At 66.9% G+C, this 20,028-nt stretch carries 18 protein-coding genes; 8 read left to right on the top strand and 10 right to left on the bottom strand.

Annotation, left to right across the window (positions count from 1 at the left end; all coding sequences use genetic code 11):
* Window positions 1-69: 69 nt before the first annotated feature.
* The gene (locus ABFX51_RS31065; protein ID WP_346055808.1) at window positions 70-390 is read left to right on the top strand and encodes a hypothetical protein; all 321 of its coding nucleotides are present in this window, start codon (window positions 70-72) and stop codon (window positions 388-390) included.
* 327 nt (window positions 391-717) lie between these two features.
* Here the strand turns inward: ABFX51_RS31065 and ABFX51_RS31060 are convergent, their stop codons facing one another.
* Entirely contained in the window at window positions 718-1,176 is a 459-nt protein-coding gene (locus tag ABFX51_RS31060) for a MarR family winged helix-turn-helix transcriptional regulator (RefSeq protein WP_346055807.1), read from the bottom strand.
* A gap of 92 nt (window positions 1,177-1,268) precedes the next feature.
* On the opposite strand from ABFX51_RS31060, the gene ABFX51_RS31055 reads away from it, so the two are divergent.
* Window positions 1,269-2,330 (top strand): SDR family oxidoreductase, encoded by a 1,062-nt coding sequence (locus ABFX51_RS31055; RefSeq protein ID WP_346055806.1) that lies wholly within the window; start codon window positions 1,269-1,271, stop codon window positions 2,328-2,330.
* A gap of 204 nt (window positions 2,331-2,534) precedes the next feature.
* On the opposite strand, the gene ABFX51_RS31050 is transcribed toward ABFX51_RS31055, so the two are convergent.
* A complete protein-coding gene (locus ABFX51_RS31050) occupies window positions 2,535-3,269 on the bottom strand; it encodes an SDR family oxidoreductase (RefSeq protein WP_346055805.1) in 735 nt (244 codons plus the stop codon).
* A gap of 95 nt (window positions 3,270-3,364) precedes the next feature.
* Here ABFX51_RS31050 and ABFX51_RS31045 point away from each other — a divergent pair, with 95 nt between their 5' ends.
* Window positions 3,365-3,763 carry a MerR family transcriptional regulator gene (locus ABFX51_RS31045; RefSeq protein WP_346055804.1) on the top strand — a complete coding sequence of 133 codons (399 nt, stop codon included), beginning with the start codon at window positions 3,365-3,367 and terminating at the stop codon, window positions 3,761-3,763.
* On the opposite strand, the gene ABFX51_RS31040 is transcribed toward ABFX51_RS31045, so the two are convergent.
* From ABFX51_RS31040 to ABFX51_RS31020, 5 genes are all read right to left on the bottom strand, one after another.
* Window positions 3,672-4,136, bottom strand: a complete 465-nt coding sequence (locus tag ABFX51_RS31040; protein WP_346055803.1) for a tyrosine-type recombinase/integrase — start codon at window positions 4,134-4,136, stop codon at window positions 3,672-3,674. The two genes, ABFX51_RS31045 and ABFX51_RS31040, sit on opposite strands and share 92 nt — an antisense overlap.
* A 120-nt stretch (window positions 4,137-4,256) precedes the next feature.
* The gene (locus ABFX51_RS31035; RefSeq protein WP_346055802.1) at window positions 4,257-5,804 is read right to left on the bottom strand and encodes a flavin-containing monooxygenase; all 1,548 of its coding nucleotides are present in this window, start codon (window positions 5,802-5,804) and stop codon (window positions 4,257-4,259) included.
* A complete protein-coding gene (locus tag ABFX51_RS31030) occupies window positions 5,801-7,321 on the bottom strand; it encodes a class I adenylate-forming enzyme family protein (RefSeq protein ID WP_346055801.1) in 1,521 nt (506 codons plus the stop codon). Before ABFX51_RS31030 ends, ABFX51_RS31035 begins: the two co-directional genes overlap by 4 nt.
* Window positions 7,321-7,776: a hydantoinase/oxoprolinase N-terminal domain-containing protein gene (locus ABFX51_RS31025; RefSeq protein ID WP_346055800.1), complete on the bottom strand. Its 456-nt coding sequence runs from the start codon at window positions 7,774-7,776 to the stop codon at window positions 7,321-7,323. Before ABFX51_RS31025 ends, ABFX51_RS31030 begins: the two co-directional genes overlap by 1 nt.
* Before the next feature lie 33 nt (window positions 7,777-7,809).
* Entirely contained in the window at window positions 7,810-8,574 is a 765-nt protein-coding gene (locus tag ABFX51_RS31020; RefSeq protein WP_346055799.1) for an SDR family NAD(P)-dependent oxidoreductase, read from the bottom strand.
* A gap of 168 nt (window positions 8,575-8,742) precedes the next feature.
* Between ABFX51_RS31020 and ABFX51_RS31015 the strand changes: the two genes are divergently transcribed.
* Window positions 8,743-9,351 carry a TetR/AcrR family transcriptional regulator gene (locus ABFX51_RS31015; RefSeq protein WP_346055798.1) on the top strand — a complete coding sequence of 203 codons (609 nt, stop codon included), beginning with the start codon at window positions 8,743-8,745 and terminating at the stop codon, window positions 9,349-9,351.
* A gap of 99 nt (window positions 9,352-9,450) precedes the next feature.
* Window positions 9,451-10,299 carry an alpha/beta fold hydrolase gene (locus tag ABFX51_RS31010; protein WP_346055797.1) on the top strand — a complete coding sequence of 283 codons (849 nt, stop codon included), beginning with the start codon at window positions 9,451-9,453 and terminating at the stop codon, window positions 10,297-10,299.
* A gap of 136 nt (window positions 10,300-10,435) precedes the next feature.
* Here ABFX51_RS31010 and ABFX51_RS31005 read toward each other — a convergent pair whose 3' ends face one another.
* Both ABFX51_RS31005 and ABFX51_RS31000 read right to left on the bottom strand, forming a co-directional pair.
* Window positions 10,436-11,500 (bottom strand): alcohol dehydrogenase, encoded by a 1,065-nt coding sequence (locus tag ABFX51_RS31005; RefSeq protein WP_346055795.1) that lies wholly within the window; start codon window positions 11,498-11,500, stop codon window positions 10,436-10,438.
* A 48-nt stretch (window positions 11,501-11,548) separates the two neighbouring features.
* Window positions 11,549-12,991 carry an NAD-dependent succinate-semialdehyde dehydrogenase gene (locus tag ABFX51_RS31000; RefSeq protein ID WP_346055794.1) on the bottom strand — a complete coding sequence of 481 codons (1,443 nt, stop codon included), beginning with the start codon at window positions 12,989-12,991 and terminating at the stop codon, window positions 11,549-11,551.
* Between the two features lie 483 nt (window positions 12,992-13,474).
* Here ABFX51_RS31000 and ABFX51_RS30995 point away from each other — a divergent pair, with 483 nt between their 5' ends.
* From ABFX51_RS30995 to ABFX51_RS30985, 3 genes are all read left to right on the top strand, one after another.
* On the top strand, window positions 13,475-14,170 hold the full coding sequence (locus tag ABFX51_RS30995; protein ID WP_346055793.1) for an IclR family transcriptional regulator: 696 nt from the start codon (window positions 13,475-13,477) through the stop codon (window positions 14,168-14,170).
* 700 nt (window positions 14,171-14,870) lie between these two features.
* Window positions 14,871-16,508: a flavin-containing monooxygenase gene (locus ABFX51_RS30990; protein WP_346055792.1), complete on the top strand. Its 1,638-nt coding sequence runs from the start codon at window positions 14,871-14,873 to the stop codon at window positions 16,506-16,508.
* A gap of 269 nt (window positions 16,509-16,777) precedes the next feature.
* On the top strand, window positions 16,778-17,602 hold the full coding sequence (locus tag ABFX51_RS30985; RefSeq protein ID WP_346055790.1) for a mycofactocin-coupled SDR family oxidoreductase: 825 nt from the start codon (window positions 16,778-16,780) through the stop codon (window positions 17,600-17,602).
* 1,129 nt (window positions 17,603-18,731) lie between these two features.
* On the opposite strand, the gene ABFX51_RS30980 is transcribed toward ABFX51_RS30985, so the two are convergent.
* A complete protein-coding gene (locus ABFX51_RS30980; RefSeq protein WP_346055789.1) occupies window positions 18,732-19,745 on the bottom strand; it encodes an NADPH:quinone oxidoreductase family protein in 1,014 nt (337 codons plus the stop codon).
* Window positions 19,746-20,028: the final 283 nt, after the last annotated feature.

The following is a 20,028-nucleotide window of genomic DNA, read 5'->3' as shown; positions in this document are numbered from 1 at the left end:
GCCGCCGCCCAGCCCACCCACTACGCGGACACGCCGGCATCGAGTCGACAACGGCGAGAGTGTCGCCACGTGGTGCCGCCTTCCGTTTGGCTGCGCGAGGGTTGGTCCCGCAGTGTCTACTCGGGATCGGGATTGAACAACCGTTCACCATCGTTCCCGCCGAGCAGCGGCATCGGTGGTGCCGAGATCGGTTTGAGGCACTGGGTCGTCCTGCCTTCCGCCACGGATGGTCTGGTAATGGTTGACCTGGTGCGTGATGCGGGTCAGCCGGAGGGCGTCGGCACGCTTGTCGCGCAAGCACTAGAGGGTGTGATCGATGCCTTCGATCTCACCGAATCCGCAGATCAGGCATATACCGAGCTCCTCCACTGTGGATTGCCGTCACCTTGATCAACGGCACTTGGTGCGGTCAACTGAACACTCGCGTCGACCAGGCGGATGTCGTGCTCGCGGAGCAAGGGAAAGAGTGCAGTGCTGGACCAGTCTTCCGGCGGTGCTCCGGTCGGTGAGTAGTTGTAGCCCAGGCTCCAGACGGCGAGAGCGTCGGAACGGTGTCGTTCGCTGGTCCGGATCCTGGCCGAAGAGTTCCTCTACGCGCACGGTCTGGCTCAGCGAAGCCCACCGCACCGCAGCCCTCCGCGACCTTCGTCGCCGACACCTACGCCGCCGTGCGCGGCTTCGCAGTCGGGCGTGCATCGCGTCCGGTTCGGTGCCGGGTCACGCCGGTTGCTGTGCCTGACCGTCCAGGAGCTTGGTGAGCAACGCCTGCAGCTGCCGGCGTTCGGATGCGGTCAAGGAGCTCAGCAGCTCGTCCTGAACGGCGTCGGAGTGCTGCTGGATCTCGGCCAGGTACGTCAGGCCGGCGTCCGTCAGGACCACGATGTTGCGACGCCGGTCGGCGGGATCGGTCTCCCGCCGGATCCGGCCGGTCTTGTCGAGGCGGTTGACGACGCCGTTGACGTCGTTGCGATCCATGCCCAGGAGACGGCCGATGTCGGCCTGGCTCAGCGGCCCGCGGTCGTCGAGCGCGGCCAGGACCGCGTAGTCGGCCCGGGCAGTCAGGGGCAACCCCCTCGCGAACAGCCGCGCGCCCAGCGTCGAGACCTTGCTCACCTGCCAGCTGACCAGCGCTTGCAGCCTGACCGGGATTCGCGTGCCGTCATTCGTCTCGTCCACCCCGCCAGCATATCCGTTGGGCTTCCCAACGGTTGGTGTATGGTCGAATGGTGGTCGTTGGGAGTCCCAACGACCTGACCCGAGGAGGCCGCGTGGTGTCCACGAACCACCACAAGCTCGACGTTCACGACCTGTCCGGCAGACGGGTGCTGGTCCCGGGCGGAACCGGCGGAGTGGGAGAAGGTGTGGTCCGCAGGTACCTGGCCGCCGGCGCCGACGTGGTCGTGCCGACCAGGACCGAACAGCGCGCGGAGGAGTTCCGCAAGGTGCTCGGTGATGCCGCGACGGCCCGCCTGCACCTGGTCGTGCACGACTACACGTCCTTCGCCGGTGCCGAGGGACTGGCCACGGAGATGGCACGCAACCTCGGCGGCATCGACGATGTCGTCGCCCCGATCGGCGGCTTCTGGTCCGGTCGCCGTCTGTGGGAGATCGATGAGTCCGATTGGCAAACGGCGTTCGTCGGGCTGGCGACCGCGCACGCGGCCGTCATGCGGGCGTGCGTGCCGCACCTGAGTCCCTCGGGTGCCTACTGCGTGGTCGTGGGCGAGTCCGCGGTGACGCCGGTGCCCACCGCCGGCTTGGTCAGCATGGAACAGTCGGCGCTGCTGATGATGCAGCGGGTGCTGACAGCCGAGCTCGGCGGTGATCGCCGCGTGTTCGCCTTGGTGCTCGGCCCTGTCCGCACCCGTTCCGCGACCGCCGCCGGCCCGGGCTGGGTCACCGCGGACGAGGTCGGCGACGTCGCTGTCGCGGCATCGGCGGGAAGCCTGGCGGGTCGGGAAATCCAGCTGCGCGACCAGGGGGACGTCAGCCGGGCGATCGCCGTGCTTCGGAACGGCAGATCGCGCGCCGAGGCCGTGGTCACGATGTCGACCATGCGCCCGAAGCCGGGCCGGGAGAGCGAGCTCCTCGACCTGCTGGGCGAACTGGCCACGCAGATCCGCGCCGAACCAGGGTGCCTGCGCTACTCGGCGCACCTGACGCGTGCTGCCGATCACCCGACGGTGCTGATCCTGATGGAATTCGAGTCGAGCGAGGCGTTCGAGGCGCACAGTGCGCGCATCGCCGAGCAGGTCCCGAGGATAGGCGCGCTTCTTGAGACTCCGCCCGCACCGCCCGCGTTGTTCGGATCGGACATGACCACCGCTTGAGGCTCGTGATCATCGACCGGTGGGCCCTCTTCACCGGAACCGGCGAAGAGGGCCTAGGCGCAGGACGAGAGGCCGGATCGAGGCGGCAGTGCGCGGACGGGCCAGGCTCATGACGCCCGACCACCGGATCCCGGGGTGGCCGCGACCGAAGCCGCCGCCACCCCGCGCCGTGACCGGCCGGGCCGGTCGCCAGGTCCAGGTCGATCACCGGGGCTCGGTCGTCTGCCTCTCGATTGGGCGGGGGGCCGCTGCGTAGAACTCGGCCGGGTCCTGGGCGAGGCCCGCCTTGACGGTGCGGCTCCACTCGTCCACCAGGACTTCGACGACGCCGTCCGCCAGTCCGTCGAGAGCGGCCCCGACGACTTCGCTCGGCTTGAGCTTGGCCCCGTCGTAGTCGCTCGTCATGTCGGTGTCGGCGGTGCCGAGGTGCACGCCCAGCACCTGCGTGCCCTGATCGGCGAGCTCGACGCGCGTGCCGGCGGTCAGGCTCCACTCCGCCGCCTTCGCGGCCGAGTACGACGTGGCCCCGCCCCAGGAGAACCAGGACAGTACCGACAGGACGTTGATGATGGCCCCGCCCTCGTTGCGGCCGAGGATGTCGGCGAAGGCGCGGGTGACGGCCAAGGTGCCGAAGAAGTGGGTTTCCATCTCCCGGCGCACCTTGGCCAGATCGCCTCGGATGAGGTTCTGGCCGGTCGCGATGCCCGCGTTGTTGACGAGCAGGGTCACGTCCCCCGCCTGCTGGGCGGCCCGCTCGATGCTCTCCCGGTCGAGCAGGTCCAACGCCAGGGGCACGACGCCCGGCGTCGTGATGGTGCTGGTGTCGCGCGCGGCGGCGTATACCTTCTTGGCGCCCCGCTCCCTCAGCTGCTCGACGAACTCCCGGCCGAGGCCGCGGTTCGCCCCGGTGACCAGGGCGACCGATCCCACGATGTCCACAATGGCGTCCTTTCCTGTGGTGGTTCCGATCGCACGCTAGAATCTGACACGTATGTCAGGTTCAATGAGAAGTGGCGGAGGTCATAGTGTCCGAAGTGGATTCGAGGATGCGCATCGGCGAGCTGTCCGCCCGCACGGGCGTCAGCATCCGCTCGCTCCGGTACTACGAGCAGCGCGGCCTGCTGACCTCCACTCGGACGACGGGCGCACATCGGTTGTACAACGCGGACGCGGTGGCCCGTGTGCGCTTGCTGCGCCAGCTGTTCGACGCAGGCCTGTCGAGCGAGACGATCGCCGCGCTGCTGCCGTGCGTCGACACCCCCTCGGAGGACATCACCGTGGAGACGCTGGAGGTGATGCGAAACGAGCGGGAGCGGATCGATGCGCAGATCTCCGCCCTGCTCACCACTCGCGACCACCTCGACGCACTGATGGCCAGGGCCGCGGACCACCTCGCCCGGCAGCGGGGAGACGCACTCGCCGCCACGGCCTGAGCACCTCCCCGGGCTTCAGACCGGCTCCGGCCGCGATGGCGAGCGAGGCGGCGCTGTGCCGGAGTTTGTGCGGGGTCAGTCCCTCCACGTTGAGCTTGGCTGCCTTGACCGCCGCGTTGAACTCGCGCACCCGACAGTTGTTCGCCTGCAGGGAGTGGCCTCGTGCGGTGCGGAACACCAGCTCGTTGTCCGGCCGGTTGCCGATGACTCGCTTCAGCTCGGGCACCAGGGAGGCCGGGATCGGCACGGTGCGCCGCTTGCCGGTCTTCGGCAGGCCCTCATGCTGGACGCCGTTGACCTCGTAGAAGGTCGTCGCGATCCGCAGGCGCCTCTTCCCTGCCGCGGCGAGGACGCTGTCCTGGCCCTCGATCACCGCGGTCCGGACGGCCTGGGGACAAGGACAGCCCGCGCTCGGCCCCCGCGCGGCCGAGGTCGGTGATGACGGCGGCCTGCGCTCCGGCAGCGGCCGGCTTGTGGGCCGGCGCGGCGCCAGTCACGACCGCGACCGCCTCCTGCGGGCGGAACGGGATCCCCGCGGTGTCCGCACCCGATAGTCCGACATCCTGGCTCGCCTGGTGCGACGCCAGAACGCGATCGTCGTGTCGGGCCACAGGACGGTGTTGCGCCCGGAGCGGGGGTCCTGGTACCAGCTGCGGCAGCCGCCGGTCTGCCACACCGTGCCGGCCATGCGGGAGTCGAGCCAGTCGTTGAACGAGTCCTGCACCTCGGGCCGGACCTCCATGCACTCGGCTCCCCGTCGCCGGAGCTTGCGGAGGCTGTCGACGATGTAGCGGGCCTGCGACTCGATCATGAACACCTGCGAGTTGTGGCCCAGTCCGGTGTTCGGCCCGACCATGAGGAACATGTTCGGGAACCCGGCGACGACGGTGCCGAGGTAGGCCTGGTTCCCTTTGCTCCAGGCCTCCGCGAGGGTGAGGCCGTCGCGGCCGACGATGTCGATGCGAACGGTGTTCTGGGAGTCGAAGCCGGTGCCGTAGATGAGAACATCGGCTGTGGTTTCCGCGCCGTCCTCCCCGACGATGGCGCGGGGCCGGACCTCGGCGACCCCGCCCCGGCGCACGGCGACGTGCGGCCGCGTCAACGCGGGGTACCAGTCGCTGGAGATCAGGAGACGTTTGCAGCCGATGGTGTAGTCCGGGGTCACGATCTCGCGCAGTTCCGGGTCCGGCACCTGCTTCTGGATCAGCCGACGCGCGAGTACGGCGGTCTTCTCCATCGCGGCCGGGTCGGTGACGAAGCCCGCGGCTCGGTTCTCGTGGATCCAGAACAGCCGCTCCCGCACCCACCAACGGTAGGGCGGCACCCAGCGCGCCAGCCTGCGATGCCGCTCGTCGAAAGGACGGTCCGCCTTCGGCACGATCCACGGCGGGGTTCTCTGGAAGATCGTCAGGGCGGCGACCTGATCGACGATCGCGGGCACGAACTGGATGGCGCTGGCACCCGTGCCGATGACCGCGACTCGTTGACCGGTCAGATCCACGTCGTGGCGCCAGGTCGCCGAATGGAACACCGGGCCGTCGAAGGTCTCCACGCCGGGCAGATCCGGATAGGCCGGATGGTGCAGAGGCCCGACCGCGCAGATCAGGAACCGCGCGCGATAGCTGTCCCCGGTCGAGGTCAGGATCTCCCAGCGGCCGTCCGCTTCGACCCAGCGTGCCCGCTGCACGCGCTGCCCGAACCGGGTGCGGTCGATCAGACCGCGACGCCGGGCGACGCCACGCAGGTAGTCCAGGATCTCCGGCTGGCCGGCGAACAGCCGGGTCCAGTCCGGTTTCTGGTCGAACGAGTAGGAGTACAGCGGCGAGGGGATGTCGCAGCCACAGCCGGGATAGCTGTTGTCCCGCCAGGCCCCGCCGACGTCGTCGGCGGCTTCGAGGATCCGGATGGAACGCACACCGGCCTTGTCGAGCAGCGCCGCGACACCGAGCCCGCTGAACCCGGCGCCGACGATCACCACATCGACGTGGTTGACGGCCGGCACCTCGATCCTGGCCCCGGTCGCCTCGGCTGCGGAGGTCATCGAGCTCCTTCTGTGGGCGCCGAACCCTCGATGAGCCGGCGTTTGAGGACCTTCCCGGACGGGTTGCGGGGAAGTTCACTGGCGAAGCGGATTTCGGCGGGCACCTTGTAGTCGGCGAGCGAAGCGGCGGCATGGGCGCGCAACGACTCCACGGTCGGCGTGTGGCCTGGCCGTGCCACGACGACCGCACACACCCGCTCGTCGAAGATCGGGTCGGGTACCCCGACGACGGCCACCTCGGCCACGTCCGGGTGGGCGGCGAGGACGGTTTCCACCTCGAGGCTGTAGATGTTCTCACCACCCCGGATGATCATGTCCTTCAGCCGGTCGAGGACACGCACGAAACCGTCGGCGTCGACGCTGCCCACGTCTCCGGTGTGCAGCCAGCCGTCGACGAACGTCGAGGCGGTGGCGTCCGGGTTGTTCCAGTAACCGCCGACGACCACGGGCCCCCGGACACACAGCTCGCCGACGGTGTCTCGGACATCCCGCGGCCGGCCGCCCTCGACGGAAATCGCGACTTCGACCCCGGCGACCGGCTTCCCGACGGTTGCGGTGTGGGAGAGGTACTCCTCGCCTTGGGTGTAGGTGACGATCGAGGTCGCCTCCGTCAGTCCCCACACGTTGCCGAGTTCGAGCCCGGGCAGTCGCCGGGAAACCTCGGCGGGGAACGCCTCGGGCACCGCGGAGCCGCCCATGACGAACAGGCGCAACGCGGACAGGTCGGAGGCGGTGTCCTCGGCCTTGAGCAGGATGAGCCGGAGCATCGCGGCGACTCCTGCGAAGAACGTGATCCGTTCGCTGGTCACCAGCTCCACCGCGGTCTCGGCCTTGAACGCGGGGGTGAACACGCAGCACGCCCCCGCGGTGAAGAAGCCGAGGAACTGGGAGACGGTCCCGGTCGCGTGGAACATCGGCGCCGCGATCAACGTCCGCTCGCCCACAGCCGCCCCGAGCCGCTCCTGCACGGTCCCCGCGTTGAACAGCAGGTTCGCGTGCGTGTGCATGGCCCCCTTGGGGCGGCCGGTCGTCCCCGACGTGTAGAGCAGGTGCGCCGTGTCGTCCAGGGTACGAGCGTGCCCCGGCAGCGTGCCCGGATCGACCTCTTCTCCGGTACCGGCCTCGGCCAGGAGAACGTCCGTGGTGACGATCCGGTCGGCGAACGCCGTCGGCACGCGGGCCGCGAGGGTGCCATTCGTGACGATCACCGTGGCACCGCTGTCGGTGAGGATGTGTTCGAGTTCCGGCTCGGCCAGCCGGGTGTTCACGAGCACGACGATCGCCCCGGCAAGTTGTGCGCCGCAGTAGCCGATCGCGTACTGCCAGCAGTTGGGCAACAGGATCGCGACGCGATCGCCCGGCGCGACCCCCCGGGTCAGGAGCCTGGCCGCGACGACGGCGGCGCGGCGCAGGGCGTCCTGGTGGGTGATCCGCACGGGCCCGTCCACCAGCGCCTCCCGCGTGCCGTGGACGCCCGCGACTTCGACGAACTTCGCCGCCAGGTTGCGTGTTGCCATCACCGCCGCCCTTCAAGGATCCTGTCGCGCAGGGCCTCGTCGCCGTCCCGCAGGATTTCGGTCTCGATCCGGTGGCCCGTGGCCGGGCACAGGTACTCGCGGTAGCGCTCGGGTCCCGGCTCCCGCACGGGCCGTTCGAGAACCGCGCCCGGCACCCGGCCCGACCCACGCATGATCCGCAGGGCGTCCTCGTGACCGGCCGTCGTGACCAGGCCCACCCGGGCACCCGCTCGCTCGAGCACGGCGTTCGTGTCGTGACCGAACCGGCTGGTCCGCGTCAGCAGAGTGGACAGGTCGAGCCCCTCGGCGTCGGCGAGCCGACCGGGCCCGGTCAGCACGCCGGACACCGGATCGTCCTTTGTGGACGATCCTTTTCCGGTGTGGTGGTTGCCGTTCTGGTCGACGAGTACGCAGTCGGTGAATGTGCCACCGATGTCCACCCCGATGCAGTACACCCGCAACTCCTGATTCTGAAGACCGAGAAGGGATCAGCGGTAGAACCCGCCGAGGGTCAGGCCGGCGCCTCCGTCGAGGCGCAGGATCTGGCCGGTCGTGTAGCCGGCGGCCGGGGAAAGCAGATACAGGACCGAGCCGACCACCTCGCCCAGGGTGGCGACCCGTTTCAGCGGCACCGAGGCGAGCAGCCTGTCCCGTGCCGAGGCCGGCATCGCGAGCACTTTCGGGGTCGCGAACAGCCCGGGCGCGACCGCGTTCACCCGGATCCCGTCCGAAACCCACTCGGCCGCCAGACTTCTGGTCAGGCCGAGCACACCCGCCTTCGCGGCCGCGTAGGACGCCTGGCCGGGCAAACCGTCCTGCGCGGCGATCGAGGACAGGAAGACCAGCGACGACGTTCCCGCCGCCTTCAACGCGGGATACGCGGCCTGCGCCACGACGAACTGCGCCAGGAGGTTCGCCTCGACATCGGCCCGGAAGGCCGCCAACGGGAAGGTGTCCGCCCGATGGATCGTGTCCACGATTCCCGCGCCGCCGACCAGGGCGTCGATCCCGCCGAGCAGGTCCGCGGCCTCCTCGACAGCGTGCCGCGCGGCGGCGTCGTCGGTGAGATCGGCTTCGATGAGCGGCACGCCCGACGTGCCCGTCGTGCCGGGCCGGTCGATCCCGGCCACGGTGACGTCGAGGCCGGCCAGCACTGAGGTGAGCTCGCGACCGAGACCACCGGCGGCACCGGTGACCACCACGCGGCTACCCACGGAAGGCGTCGTCGACCATGCCGAACCCCACTCTGCCATCCGTCACACCCTTGTCATCAGGCTGGTGTCGATCGCACGATCGACACGACACTAGGACGGCATCCGCCGGGCGGTCAAGGGGTTTCGCCGATGTGTCGATCAGCCGGTCGGCATACGACTGGTTTCGATTACCATCGGCGACCTTGATGTTCGCAGGAGGGCACGTGCATGGCCAGGAAGAAGTCGCTCGACAACGGACCCGTGCTGCGGGGGCGGATCCTCGAAGAGGCCAGTCGGCTCTTCTACGAACGGGGCTACGCGGCCACGTCGATCCGGGACATCGCGGACGCGGTGGACATCTCGTCGTCGACGATGTACCACCATTTCGCGAACAAGCAGGACGTGCTGCACGCCATCGTCTCGCGGTTCATGACCGACTTCGTCGACGCAACCGTCCCGGTACTCCGCGACCCCGCGTTGAGTCCGACCGAGCGCATCCGGCGGGCGGTCTGCCTGCACATCGAGATCAGCGATGACCGCCGCCCCGAGCTCCTCGTCGGCAACCCCATCCGGTACGCGCTCAACCCGAAGCAGAAGGAACAGGGCATCAAACTGCAGTCCGCCTACCACGACGCGGTGCGGGACACCATCGAGGAAGGCTGCCGCAGCGGAGAGTTCAGCGTCCGGGACGTCTCCATCACGACCATGGCTGTGCTCGACATGCTCAACGGCGTCCGCGAATGGTTCGCCCCGAGCGGGCCCCTCACGCGATCCGAACTCATCGATCGCTACGTCGAGATCGTCATGACCGTGCTGGGTGCGCGGTCCGCGCGGTAGCCGCCCACCACGGTGCTCTTGACCGCCGGACGATCGCGGCTACAGTGTCGATCGGTCAATCGACACAAGCGGGCCGCTTACGGCTTCAAGGAGGAAGCGATGACCGGTTCACCCAGTCCTCTCGTTCTGGTTCACGGCTTTTACCACGGATCGTGGTGCTGGAGCGAAGTCGTGCTCGAGCTCGCGGCGAGCGGCCGGATCGCAGTCGCGGTCGACGTGGCCGGTCACGGCCTTCGCGCCCGCCTGCCGCACGCGGCGAACGTACGTCCCTTCGACTCGGCCGCGTTCGCCAGCGAACCGTCGCCGATCGCCGAGGCGGGTCTCGACGCGGCCGCCGACCTGCTGATAGAGCAGATCACCCGGGTCGGTCACGGGGCCCCGGTGACCGTCGTCGCGCACAGCATGGGCGGCGCCGTGCTGACCCGTGCGGCTGAGCAGGCACCGCAGCTCATGGCCCACCTGGTGTACCTGACCGCGTACATGCCCGCATCGGGTGTGCCGTGCATTGCCTACCCATCGCTGCCGGAAGCACGGGAAAGCCAGTTCATGCCCCTGCTCGCCGGTGACCCGCTGGCCATCGGCGCGATGCGCGTGGACACCGGCACCGACGACCCCCGGCTCCGCGCCGGCATCCGACAAGCCTTCTACGGCGATGTCGACGAACACGTCGCCGCGGCCGCCACCGCGCTCCTCAGTTGCGACGCGCCGACCGCGATGGCCACCGAGAGCACCACCCTCACCCAGAGCGGCTGGGGGTCGATCGGCCGCACCTTCGTGACGTGCAGCCAGGACCGCACGATCCCGCTCGCCTTGCAACGACTGTTCATCACTCAGGCCGACGAGGCGTTCCCGGCCAACCCGACGCGCGTGGTCGAGCTGGAGTGCTCACACGCGCCATTCCTGTCGATGCCCGGCAAGGTCGCGGAGATTGTCGCGACCCTCCCTTGAGCAACAGCTGAAATACCCTGCCCTGCCGGTGATCTCATTGGCTCACCCGAGAACATGATGGCCAGGGCCAGCAACTGAAACCGCGACACACCCGGCAGCATCCCAGTCAACAACCACCATCATTGTCAGACACGTCCTAGGGCACGAGCACGAATCGCCCGACCACAGAACCCGAGCGAAGCTCGTCCATGGCTTGGGGGGCTTCGTGCAATTCGCGGGTGTGTACCGGGATGTCGGGAAGTCCGTGGGTGCGGACGAGGGTAACGAGCTCACGCAGTTCATCGAGTTTCCCGATATAGGAACCTTCGATGCTGATTGAGCGCATTGGTATGAGCGGTACCTGCACTCGGGTGTCTCCGCCGAGTAGGCCGGCGATCACAATGCGGCCTCCCTTTTCGATCAGCCGGTAAGACTGGGCGAACGTTGCTCCGGCTCCAACGACGTCGAGAATCGCCAGCACCGGCCCACCGACGGCGGCTCGGATCTGCTCATCGGCGTCCCTGTCCGTTGGGTCGATCGCCGCCCGCGCTCCCGCCGCAAGGGCGGCGGACCGGCGTTCGGGGTCGATCTCGACGACGACGGGACGGGCCTTGCCCATGACGGCGAGCAGACCCACGGCCATCAGTCCGAGCCCGCCCGCACCGAAGATCACCAGTGGCTCCTCGTCGAGTTCGCTGCCGAACTTTCCGATCGCACTGTAGGTGGTCAGCCCAGAGCAGGTCAGCGGGGCGGCCCGGGCAGGGTCGAGGTCTCCGAGGTCGATGAGGTAGCGCGAGTGGGGCACGAGCACATGCTCGGCGTATCCACCGTCACGGTTGACTCCAAGAAAACGGGAATTGCTGCAAAGGTTTTCGTACCCGCGAACGCATCGCGGACAATCACCGCAACCCACCCATGGGCATACAAGGACGTTCTGTCCGATCGTTGCGCCGGTGGCGTCTTCTCCACGCGCCACGACGACGCCGGAGATTTCATGGCCCGGTGTCACCGGGAAGGTGACCCGTTGTCTGAACGAGAGGTGCTCGCCGCCACCGAGGTCGTAGTAGCCGTCCTGCAGATGCAGATCGCTGTGGCACACCCCCGCTCCGGTGACTCGAACGAGGACTTCGGATCCGGTCGGGGCGTCGATTTCGTGCTGTGTCAGCGTCGGCGGGGTACCGAAGTCGTGGAGCTGAATGGACCGAGTACGGTAGGCGGTCATCTCGTCCTTCGAAGAGCTATTGATCGGAGGGTGCGGGCAGGTGGATTCTCACGCGACGTGATTGATGTACTTGTGGTGCTGGTATCCATCGAGGCCTTCGTATCCGCCCTCGTAGCCGTATCCGCTGTCCTTGAGGCCACCAAAGGGGGCTTCGATGCTGGAGACGGAGAAGGAGTTGATGCCGATGCCGCCGGCCTGCAGTTCTTCGCCCATGGCCATGGCGGTGTCGGCGGACTGTGTGAAGACGTATCCGGCCAGTCCCACGTCCAGGCGATGCGCCTGGGCGAGTGCGTCTTCCACATCAGTGAAGGAGTTGACCAGGGCGACGGGGCCGAATGGCTCTTCGTTCATGGCTCGGGCGGTGATGGGCGCATCGGCGATCAGGGTGGGCTGGAAGAAGTTGCCGGTGGTACCGATGCGGTTGCCGCCGGTGACGATCTCAGCTCCCTGTGCTGCGGCGTCATCGACGAGTTCGCCGACTGCGACGAGGCGACGACTGTTGGCCAATGGACCCATCTGCACGCCGGGATCCAGGCCTTCGCCGACTTTGAGTTCGGACATGGCCTGGCCGAAGCGGGCCACGAACTCATCACGGATGGATTCGTGGACGATGAAACGGGTGGGGGAGGTGCAGACCTGACCGGCGTTGCGGGTCTTTCCGGCGACGCAGGCGGCGACGGTTTTATCGAGGTCGGCGTCGGCAAAGATGACGACTGGTGCGTGGCCGCCCAGTTCCATGGTGCTGGGCTTGGCATACTGCGCTGCGAGTCCGGCGAGGTGCCGTCCTACTGTAGTGGATCCGGTGAAGCTGATCTTACGGATCGCCTTCGCGGCAATGAGGTGGCGAGAAATCTCCGAAGGCACACCGAGGACGACGTTGAGGGCTCCGGCGGGAAGGCCGGCGTCGTGCAGAGCTCGCGCGATGGCCACGGTAGGGCTGGGGGTTTCTTCTGCGGGTTTGCTGATAACGGTGCACCCCGCGGCGAGGGCGGCGGCGATCTTGCGGGCGGGCAGCAGGATCGGAAAGTTCCACGGTGTGAGGGCGAGCACGGGTCCCAGCGGCTGATTGATCACCATTTGGCGCTGACCGGAAAATCGTGCGGGCATGGTGCGCCCGTAGGAGCGCAAGGCCTCGGCTGCGAACCATTCAAAGGTTTCGGCGCTGAGGGCGACTTCCAGCTCGGCTTCTGCCAGCGGCTTGCCCTGTTCCCTGGTCAGCTCGCGAGCGATGGATTCGGTGCGCTCACGCAGCAGTGCGGCGGTTTTGTTCAGGATGGCGGACCGCTCGACGGCGCTGGTGCGTGACCATCCGCGGAAGGCTTTGTCGGCAGCGTTCGCGGCGTCGTCAAGATCCTGGACGCTGGCGCGCGGTGTGCTTCCCAGTACCTCATCGGTGGCAGGATTGATGAGATCGTTGACGGTACCCGCGCCGCCGTCCCGCCACTGTCCGGCGATGAACAGCTGAGCCCGCAAGTGATCAGATGCGCTCATGGTGAACCCTCTCGGAGTTGGCGGACGCGGCGGACGGCCCTGTCGGGCTGTGTATGTGGCCAGGACTTGGTGGGTGGTGCGAAGTGATGCACCGGGGGCTAGCCCTCCCGGTTCCGGTATGCGAACTGGTGTGTCTTATATATGAACATCTGAGGACGATAGGCCGACGACTTGTGCCGGGTCAAGTGTCCTCGGCAACGTTCACCTGGGTCTTGTGCTGGTTGGCCCTCGGTCTCGAAACGCTGATCAGGTGTGGTACACAGGTCGCTCGCGAACACCGACTTCACCCGGCTGGCGTCCAGTCGCGGGGGTCGGCTCGTTGACCGCGCTTCGGTGGGGCCGGTGAAGCGTTCTCCGAGCCGGAGACCGGTACGATGCCACTCGATGGCATGGTGCTCAGTTGGTCGGGCGCGGTAGAACACAGCACAGGACAGGAAGACAATGACGGGGCCGACTTCAAGTGGTTCGCAGGAGCACCGGACCGTGTCACGAGTAACCGGAATTCTGGAATTCGTTGCACGATCCGAGAGCAGTGTCAGGCTGGCGGACCTCGTCAACGAGCTCGACGCGCCCCGCTCGTCGATTCACGGACTTGTGCACGGGCTTGTCTCCACCGGGTACCTGCAAGTCGCCGAAGACGGTCGCTACACCTTGGGCAACGCCGTCCGGGCATTGTTGATCAATCCGTCCGCCCAGGACCAGCGTGTACGCGCCGCGATGGAAGCACTTCATCTGGAATTCGACGAGACGGTGACATTGGTGATGTCGGCCGGCGACTATGTCATATATACCGAGGCCATCGAATCCTCACACGTCGTCCGGTACACTCCCGTCCTCGGAGTGCGACGACCCCTGTATCCCACCAGTGCCGGGAAATGCTTCCTCGCCCACGCGCCGGAAAAATACCGCGAAAAATACCTCAATCGCCACATTCCCACCGTCGCCAAACGCTCCCAAGTGCTCGAGGAACTCGAAAAAGTCCGCGTTGACGGCTACGCCGTCAACGCGGGCGAGACCCTTCCTGACCTGCAGGCTGTCTCTGCCCCCGTCTTCGACAACGAACGAGTCTCCGCCGTCATCACCGTCGCCGGACCCATCTCCCGGATCTCCGGCAACATCGACGAGATCATCCGCGAAACCCGCGACACCGCAGCAAGAGCGAGCGTCGGCCGAGAATAGGAGTGGGGGCGGTAGGTGTGTCCTCTGGATCATGTCGCCCCGATCCGCTGCCGATAGAGGGAAGGCATCCTCAACCGCGTCGCTCCAAGCGCTGGCCGCTGCGACAGCACCCCGGCTCGTCAACGGAGTCGTCCGTACCTTCGAAGGCTTGTCCCAACGCGGGATTATCGGGTTGTTCAAGCCTGAGGTAATCGATAAGGATCGGTAACGCGGGAGACCACGCGATCGCCGTGTTCTCCGCCCTCGCGGCCGGTATGGACTTGACCGCGTGTTCCCCCGGGTGCCGCCGCGTTCACGCCGAGCGTCGAACGCGGCCTCGCTGCGCGCGGGTGCACCAAGGAAACCACTCTGATCACTCTCGGTTCAGGACTACCCCGACCCGCCTGTCGCCTCGATGCCCGGAGCATCGGCTATCAGGGCAGGCACCCACGGTTCCGGCCTTTGGCGTTGTCGTTGAGCTTCCTTGCCGGCTATGCCGATCAGACTCGGACCGACCGAGTTGACGTGACGCAGACCATGTCGTAGTCTCCCTGCTGTCCGTATACAAGACGTTAAACAACGTATATACGAACAGATCGACTCGGTGTGGACCCGCCGACGCTTGTCTCCCAGGGGTGCAGGGCATGTGAGCCCAACCGGCCTCGGAAATCCCGAACAGCTGCACGAGCGCGGCACCCAGGCATGTGGAAAGGACGTCACAATGGTCGCTGCCGAAGGCAAGTCCGCGGTCGCGGAAAATCGAAGCCAGGCGGTCGATGTGGATGTGGTCGTGATCGGAGCCGGCTTCGCGGGCTTGCGTCACCTCTATGATCTACGGCAGCAAGGTCTTTCGGCCCGATGCTTCGACGAAGCGCCGGAGATCGGGGGTGTGTGGTACTGGAATCGGTACCCGGGTGCCCGGACCGACAGCCAATCGTGGATCTTTGCCTACTCGTTCTCCGAAGAGCTCCAGAACGATTGGACCTGGAACGAGCGATACACCCCCCAGCACGAGATATACGCCTACCTCAATCACGTCGCCGACAGGTTCGGCCTCCGCGATCAGGTGACACTCGGCACCCGTGTGGCCTCTGCCCGTTACGACGATGAGCGCGAGCTGTGGGTCGTCACCACCGACAGTGGCGAAGAGGTCACCACACGCTTCGTCGTCAGCGCGACCGGACCGCTCTCGGCGGCGTACAAGCCTGATTTCAAAGGGGTCGACGACTTCCGGGGCGAGTGGTACATGACGGCCCGCTGGCCGGAGGATGACGTCGATCTGTCGGGTAAGCGGGTGGCGGTGATCGGAACCGGCGCGAGCGCCGTCCAGCTCATCCCGACGATTGCTCATACCGCTGCCCACGTGACCGTTTTCCAGCGCACCCCCAACTACGTCATACCGGCACGCAACGCGACTCTTCACGAGAACGAGCGTGCGAGTATCCGTGAACGTTATCCCGATATCTGGAAGCGGGCCCGGGAGCAGGTCTTCGGGTTCGACCTCGGCCTGGCCGGGCGGACATTCGATGATGTCACCTCGGAGGAGATGCAACTCATCCTCGAACGGGGATGGGAGATCGGTGGTTTCCATTTTGTGTTCGAGACGTTCGATGACGTGTTCACCGACGAGCGCACCAACGAGGTGGTCTCCGAGTTCATCAGGAACAAGATCCGTACCATCGTCAAGGACGAGGCCACTGCTGAACTGTTGTGTCCCAAGGACTACCCGTTCTGTGGGAAGCGTCCGCCCCTCGGGCACTTCTACTACGAGACCTTCAACCGGGACAACGTCTCACTCGTCGATGTGAGTCAAGAGCCGATCTCGGAGATCACCGAGACCGGAGTCAAGGTCGGCGAGCAGGTGCATGAGGCCGACGTGATCATCTTCGCGACCGGATTCGACGCCGCGACCGGCGCGATCACCCGAATGGACATCCGTGGGCGCGGAGGGGTGTCGATCGCAGACAAGTGGAAGGACGGTCCTTCCACCTATCTCGGGGTAGCCGTCAACGACTTTCCGAACCTTTTCATGATCTTGGGGCCCCACGTGCCGTTCGCGAACGCGCCGGTCGTCATTGAGGACGCGTCCGAGTGGATCGCCAACCTCATCGGATATATGCGCGACCGGGATCTCACGGTGAGCGACGCGTCGGCAGAGGCATCGGACGAGTGGCGCGACACGCTGACGGAAATCCTGAATGACACCGTGGTGGCGAAGGGCCGGAACAACTACTTCCTGGGCGACAACATCCCCGGGAAGGCACACGCGCCGCTTTTCTACCTCGGTGGTGTCAAGCGCTATCGCGACGCGCTTCTCAAGGAGTCGGCGAACGACTATCCCGGCTTCGCCATGTCCTGATCTGGCAAGCAGCGACCGCGTAGCGAACAGACGTTTCGCACCAAGCGTGGCGCACGAAGTGAATACCGAGCGGCGGCAGAGCGTCCAGCCTTCCGCCGCGACCGCGATCGGACAGTGACTGGGGCTGAGTCCGCCCGGCAGATCACGGGAACACCTCTGCCCATGGACGCCGGAGTCGCTGTGAAGGCCAACCAGCGCCCCGGCAATCCCCCTTACCTCCCTTGCGGGCTGCGAACGCTGGTGAGAAGAAGAATTGGAAGGAAATTCACATGAGTCACAAGTTGGCAGGAAAAGTGGCGCTGGTGACCGGCGCGGCACGGGGGCAGGGGCGGAGCCACGCGGTCCGCCTCGCTGAGGAAGGCGCCGACATCATCGCCCTCGACCTGTGTGAACAAATCGATACTGTTCACTATCCGCTGGCCACGCCGGAAGACCTCCGTGAGACCGTGGCGGCAGTGGAAGCGACCGGCCGGAAGATCGTCCACAGCCAGACCGACGTGCGGGATGCGGATGCGGTCAACCGTGCGGTTGCCGAAGGGATCTCTCAGCTCGGTCGGCTCGACGTCATCGTGGCCAACGCTGGCATCGCTCCGCAGTCCGTGCGTGAGAGCGATCAGTATCAGACGTTCCTCGACACCGTCGCGGTCAACCTGACCGGTGTGTACAACACCGTGCACGCCGGCGTTGATCAGCTCATCGAGCAGGGCGAAGGCGGCTCGATCATCCTCACCAGTTCAACCCAAGGGCTCAGCGGGCGAGGCGGCAACGGGAGCGGTGCACAGGACGGATACACCGCTTCGAAGCACGGCGTCCTCGGTCTCATGAAGACCTGGTCATTCTGGCTCGCGCCGAAGCGCATCCGGGTCAACGCGGTGGCACCGACCGGGGTGAACACTCCGATGGTGAACAACGACGTCGTCCAGGAATGGCTCGCCGAGGACCCGGACGCAGCCGGGGTGCTGGCCAACCAGATGCCGATCCCGGTCATCGAGGCATCGGACGTGAGTAGCGCCGTCGCGTGGCTCGCGACCGACGACGCGCGGTACGTGACCGGCGTGGCATTGCCGGTCGACGCCGGTTTCCTCATCAAGTAGCTGCCTTTCGCGGCGATCTGACAGCTCGTCATCGCGGGCGAGTGTCGGGATGCCGGTGCCGGGACCGCGGGCGATCGAGTCGACCCCGCGACCGACGGGATACTCGCCCCACGCCACGCTTCAGCACGAAGGATCTGGACGATGCGCTCGGCCGCGGGCTCGTCGTTCCGGATCTGGTGTCGCACCCCGGCGGTTCAGCGGGCAGCAGTGCTCCACCATGCGGCCGTTGTGCTCCGCGCGCGTTCCGAGTATCGCAACTGTGATCACTCTCGAACGGGGGAGACCGCTCAGTGAGTCCGCCGGGCGTTCGAGTGGTTTCGTGTCGGAATCTCGAGGGCCTGGTGGGAAATCAGCTTCGCGAAGGCCCGCGCTTGAAGAGGGCACCGCCGCTGGAGCCGAAGGCCACCGCACGGCGCGGCCGCACTGTGCGGTGGCGGCGGTCGCGTCCCTGGCCCTGCTCACCGGCACGCACCCCGCACACGAGCGTGTCTTCGGCCCCAAAGTGCCCCACCCGGCGGTGCTGGAAATCTCCCGCGCTTCGGCGGCCCGGCTGGAACTCGTAAAACCAGCCGCCGCAAGCTGTTCTCGATCGCCACGTACGCGGCCCGCACGGGCCGGTCGAGCACCCACCTCGCCGCACTGGATGCGCAGACTTTCGACGTTCCAGGCACCGCGGCTGCCGACACCGTGCTACCCCGGCTCGCGGAGAGCCGGAAACGTTGCTGGCGCAGCGGAATCCTCGACGCGCACCACTGTTCCCCGGGTCCCGACTCTCACCCGGCACCGGAGTGAGGACCGCCGGCCGCATCCTCCTCGAAATCGGCGACGCCTCGGCGTTCAAACCTCCGCCCCGTCGCGACCGACGTCCGATCCTGCGCCAGTATCAACGACGAGCACCCCAGAACCCGCAACCGCAAGCTCAAACGCGCGTTCTCCCTCGCACCTTCGCAGCCCTGTCCAACCCAGCCTGGGCAGTCCCGCGTTGGTGGAGGGCGTTGCGCGGGGCTTGCTCGGGCAGGTCGGTGTGGAGGTGGTCGGCGGTGGCCCAGCCTCAGGAGACACGGTATCCCTTGGCAACCGGTGTCCCCTAGGCGTGCCCGGAGGGGTCACTGCTTGGTCCCGCTGTGGCTCACGGCTCGACCACGCAGCCGCCCGTCACATCACCGGCCAGCCGAGCGAGACCAGCGTCCCGAATGCGAGCGAGTGGATATCGATGGGACACGAAGGGAGTCACTAGGCCCTGTGCGACCCAGTCCAGGATGGCAGCGGTGCGTGGGGGGCGGATCGAGGGGTCGCGGAAGGTATGGATCACCATCGGTGACCCCATTACATGCAGACCTTTCATCTGCATGATGTTCGTCGGGAGCGTGTTGGCTCCGTCCGAGCCCCCGCGGCCGCCTCCCTGAGCGACGGTCGTGTTGGCAGCCCAGCCCACGATGACCAGCCGTCCGCCGAAGGCGAGCGACCGCATCGCCTCCAGGCCGGTGGGGCCGCCCACGGTGTCGATGACGACGTCTGCGCCGACGCCGCCAGTGAGCTCCTTGACCTGGTCGCGGAAGCGGCCCGGGTCTGACCCGGGCGTATGGATGGTCGAGTCGGCGCCCCAGTCGTGCAGCGTTCGGAGCTTGTCCTCGGAACGGCCGGTCACGATGACCTTCGCGCCCAGAATTTTCGCTGTCTGGATCGTCGCCATGCCGGCTGCGCCGGATGCGCCGGTGATGAGGACGACCTCACCGGCTTGTAGCCGGGCGCGGTTGACCAGCGCGTAGTAGGCGGTTTCGTAGTTGACGAACAGGTTCGCGCCCTGCTCGTAGGAGAACGTGTCCGGGATCTTGTGGAGTGCGCCGGCAGGAGCGACCGCATAGGTCGCCCAGCCGCCGTTTACCTGGTACGCACCGGTGCTTCGAGGACCCGCCTGCGTGAAGTCGTTGACCACGCGATCGCCGACGGCGAACTCCGCCGCGGCGGCACCGCCCACGGCGACGACCTCGCCGCTGTACTCCATCCCGGGGGTGAAGGGCGTGCGGGGCTTGTGCTGGTACTGGCCGCTGAGCATCAGCAGATCTGCGAACGTGACACTGCTGGCACGGACACGGACGAGGACTTCGTCAGATTGGATCTCGTACTTACCAGGGTCGGTCACGACTTCGAGAACGTTCTCCAGTGCGTCGCGCTGAGATTCCGCAAATCGGGGGAGGGAGACCCGGAGCCCAGGAGGGACGGTTACACCTGCCACGCGTGTTCCTTTCAGTGCAGGGAAATCCAAAGATCGCCCGGACTACCCTGCGGATGATTCCTCACCGGGGTTGATCGCAGCGGCGAGCAGGAGCTGCTCGATGGCCTCGGAGTCGACCGAGCGTCCAGGACATGTCGTCGACGGTTGGGACGTCGAGGTAGCGATGGTTGCCCGTCGTTGGCGGCGGTGC

The organism is Amycolatopsis dongchuanensis, assembly GCF_039542405.1.
Classification (GTDB): domain Bacteria; phylum Actinomycetota; class Actinomycetes; order Mycobacteriales; family Pseudonocardiaceae; genus Amycolatopsis_E; species Amycolatopsis_E sacchari.
Note: the sequence above shows the minus strand (reverse complement) of the source record. Positions and strands in the feature narration are given on the sequence as shown.

What these genes read in the sequence shown, in the direction of transcription:
- ABFX51_RS31035 (WP_346055802.1), bottom strand. Translation starts at nt 5,804, where the DNA reads ATGACCTCCGCAGCCGAGGCGACCGGGGCCAGGATCGAGGTGCCGGCC.
- ABFX51_RS31030 (WP_346055801.1), bottom strand. Translation starts at nt 7,321, where the DNA reads ATGGCAACACGCAACCTGGCGGCGAAGTTCGTCGAAGTCGCGGGCGTC.
- ABFX51_RS31020 (WP_346055799.1), bottom strand. Translation starts at nt 8,574, where the DNA reads ATGGCAGAGTGGGGTTCGGCATGGTCGACGACGCCTTCCGTGGGTAGC.
- ABFX51_RS31015 (WP_346055798.1), top strand. Translation starts at nt 8,743, where the DNA reads ATGGCCAGGAAGAAGTCGCTCGACAACGGACCCGTGCTGCGGGGGCGG.
- ABFX51_RS31010 (WP_346055797.1), top strand. Translation starts at nt 9,451, where the DNA reads ATGACCGGTTCACCCAGTCCTCTCGTTCTGGTTCACGGCTTTTACCAC.
- ABFX51_RS31005 (WP_346055795.1), bottom strand. Translation starts at nt 11,500, where the DNA reads ATGACCGCCTACCGTACTCGGTCCATTCAGCTCCACGACTTCGGTACC.
- ABFX51_RS31000 (WP_346055794.1), bottom strand. Translation starts at nt 12,991, where the DNA reads ATGAGCGCATCTGATCACTTGCGGGCTCAGCTGTTCATCGCCGGACAG.
- ABFX51_RS30990 (WP_346055792.1), top strand. Translation starts at nt 14,871, where the DNA reads ATGGTCGCTGCCGAAGGCAAGTCCGCGGTCGCGGAAAATCGAAGCCAG.
- ABFX51_RS30985 (WP_346055790.1), top strand. Translation starts at nt 16,778, where the DNA reads ATGAGTCACAAGTTGGCAGGAAAAGTGGCGCTGGTGACCGGCGCGGCA.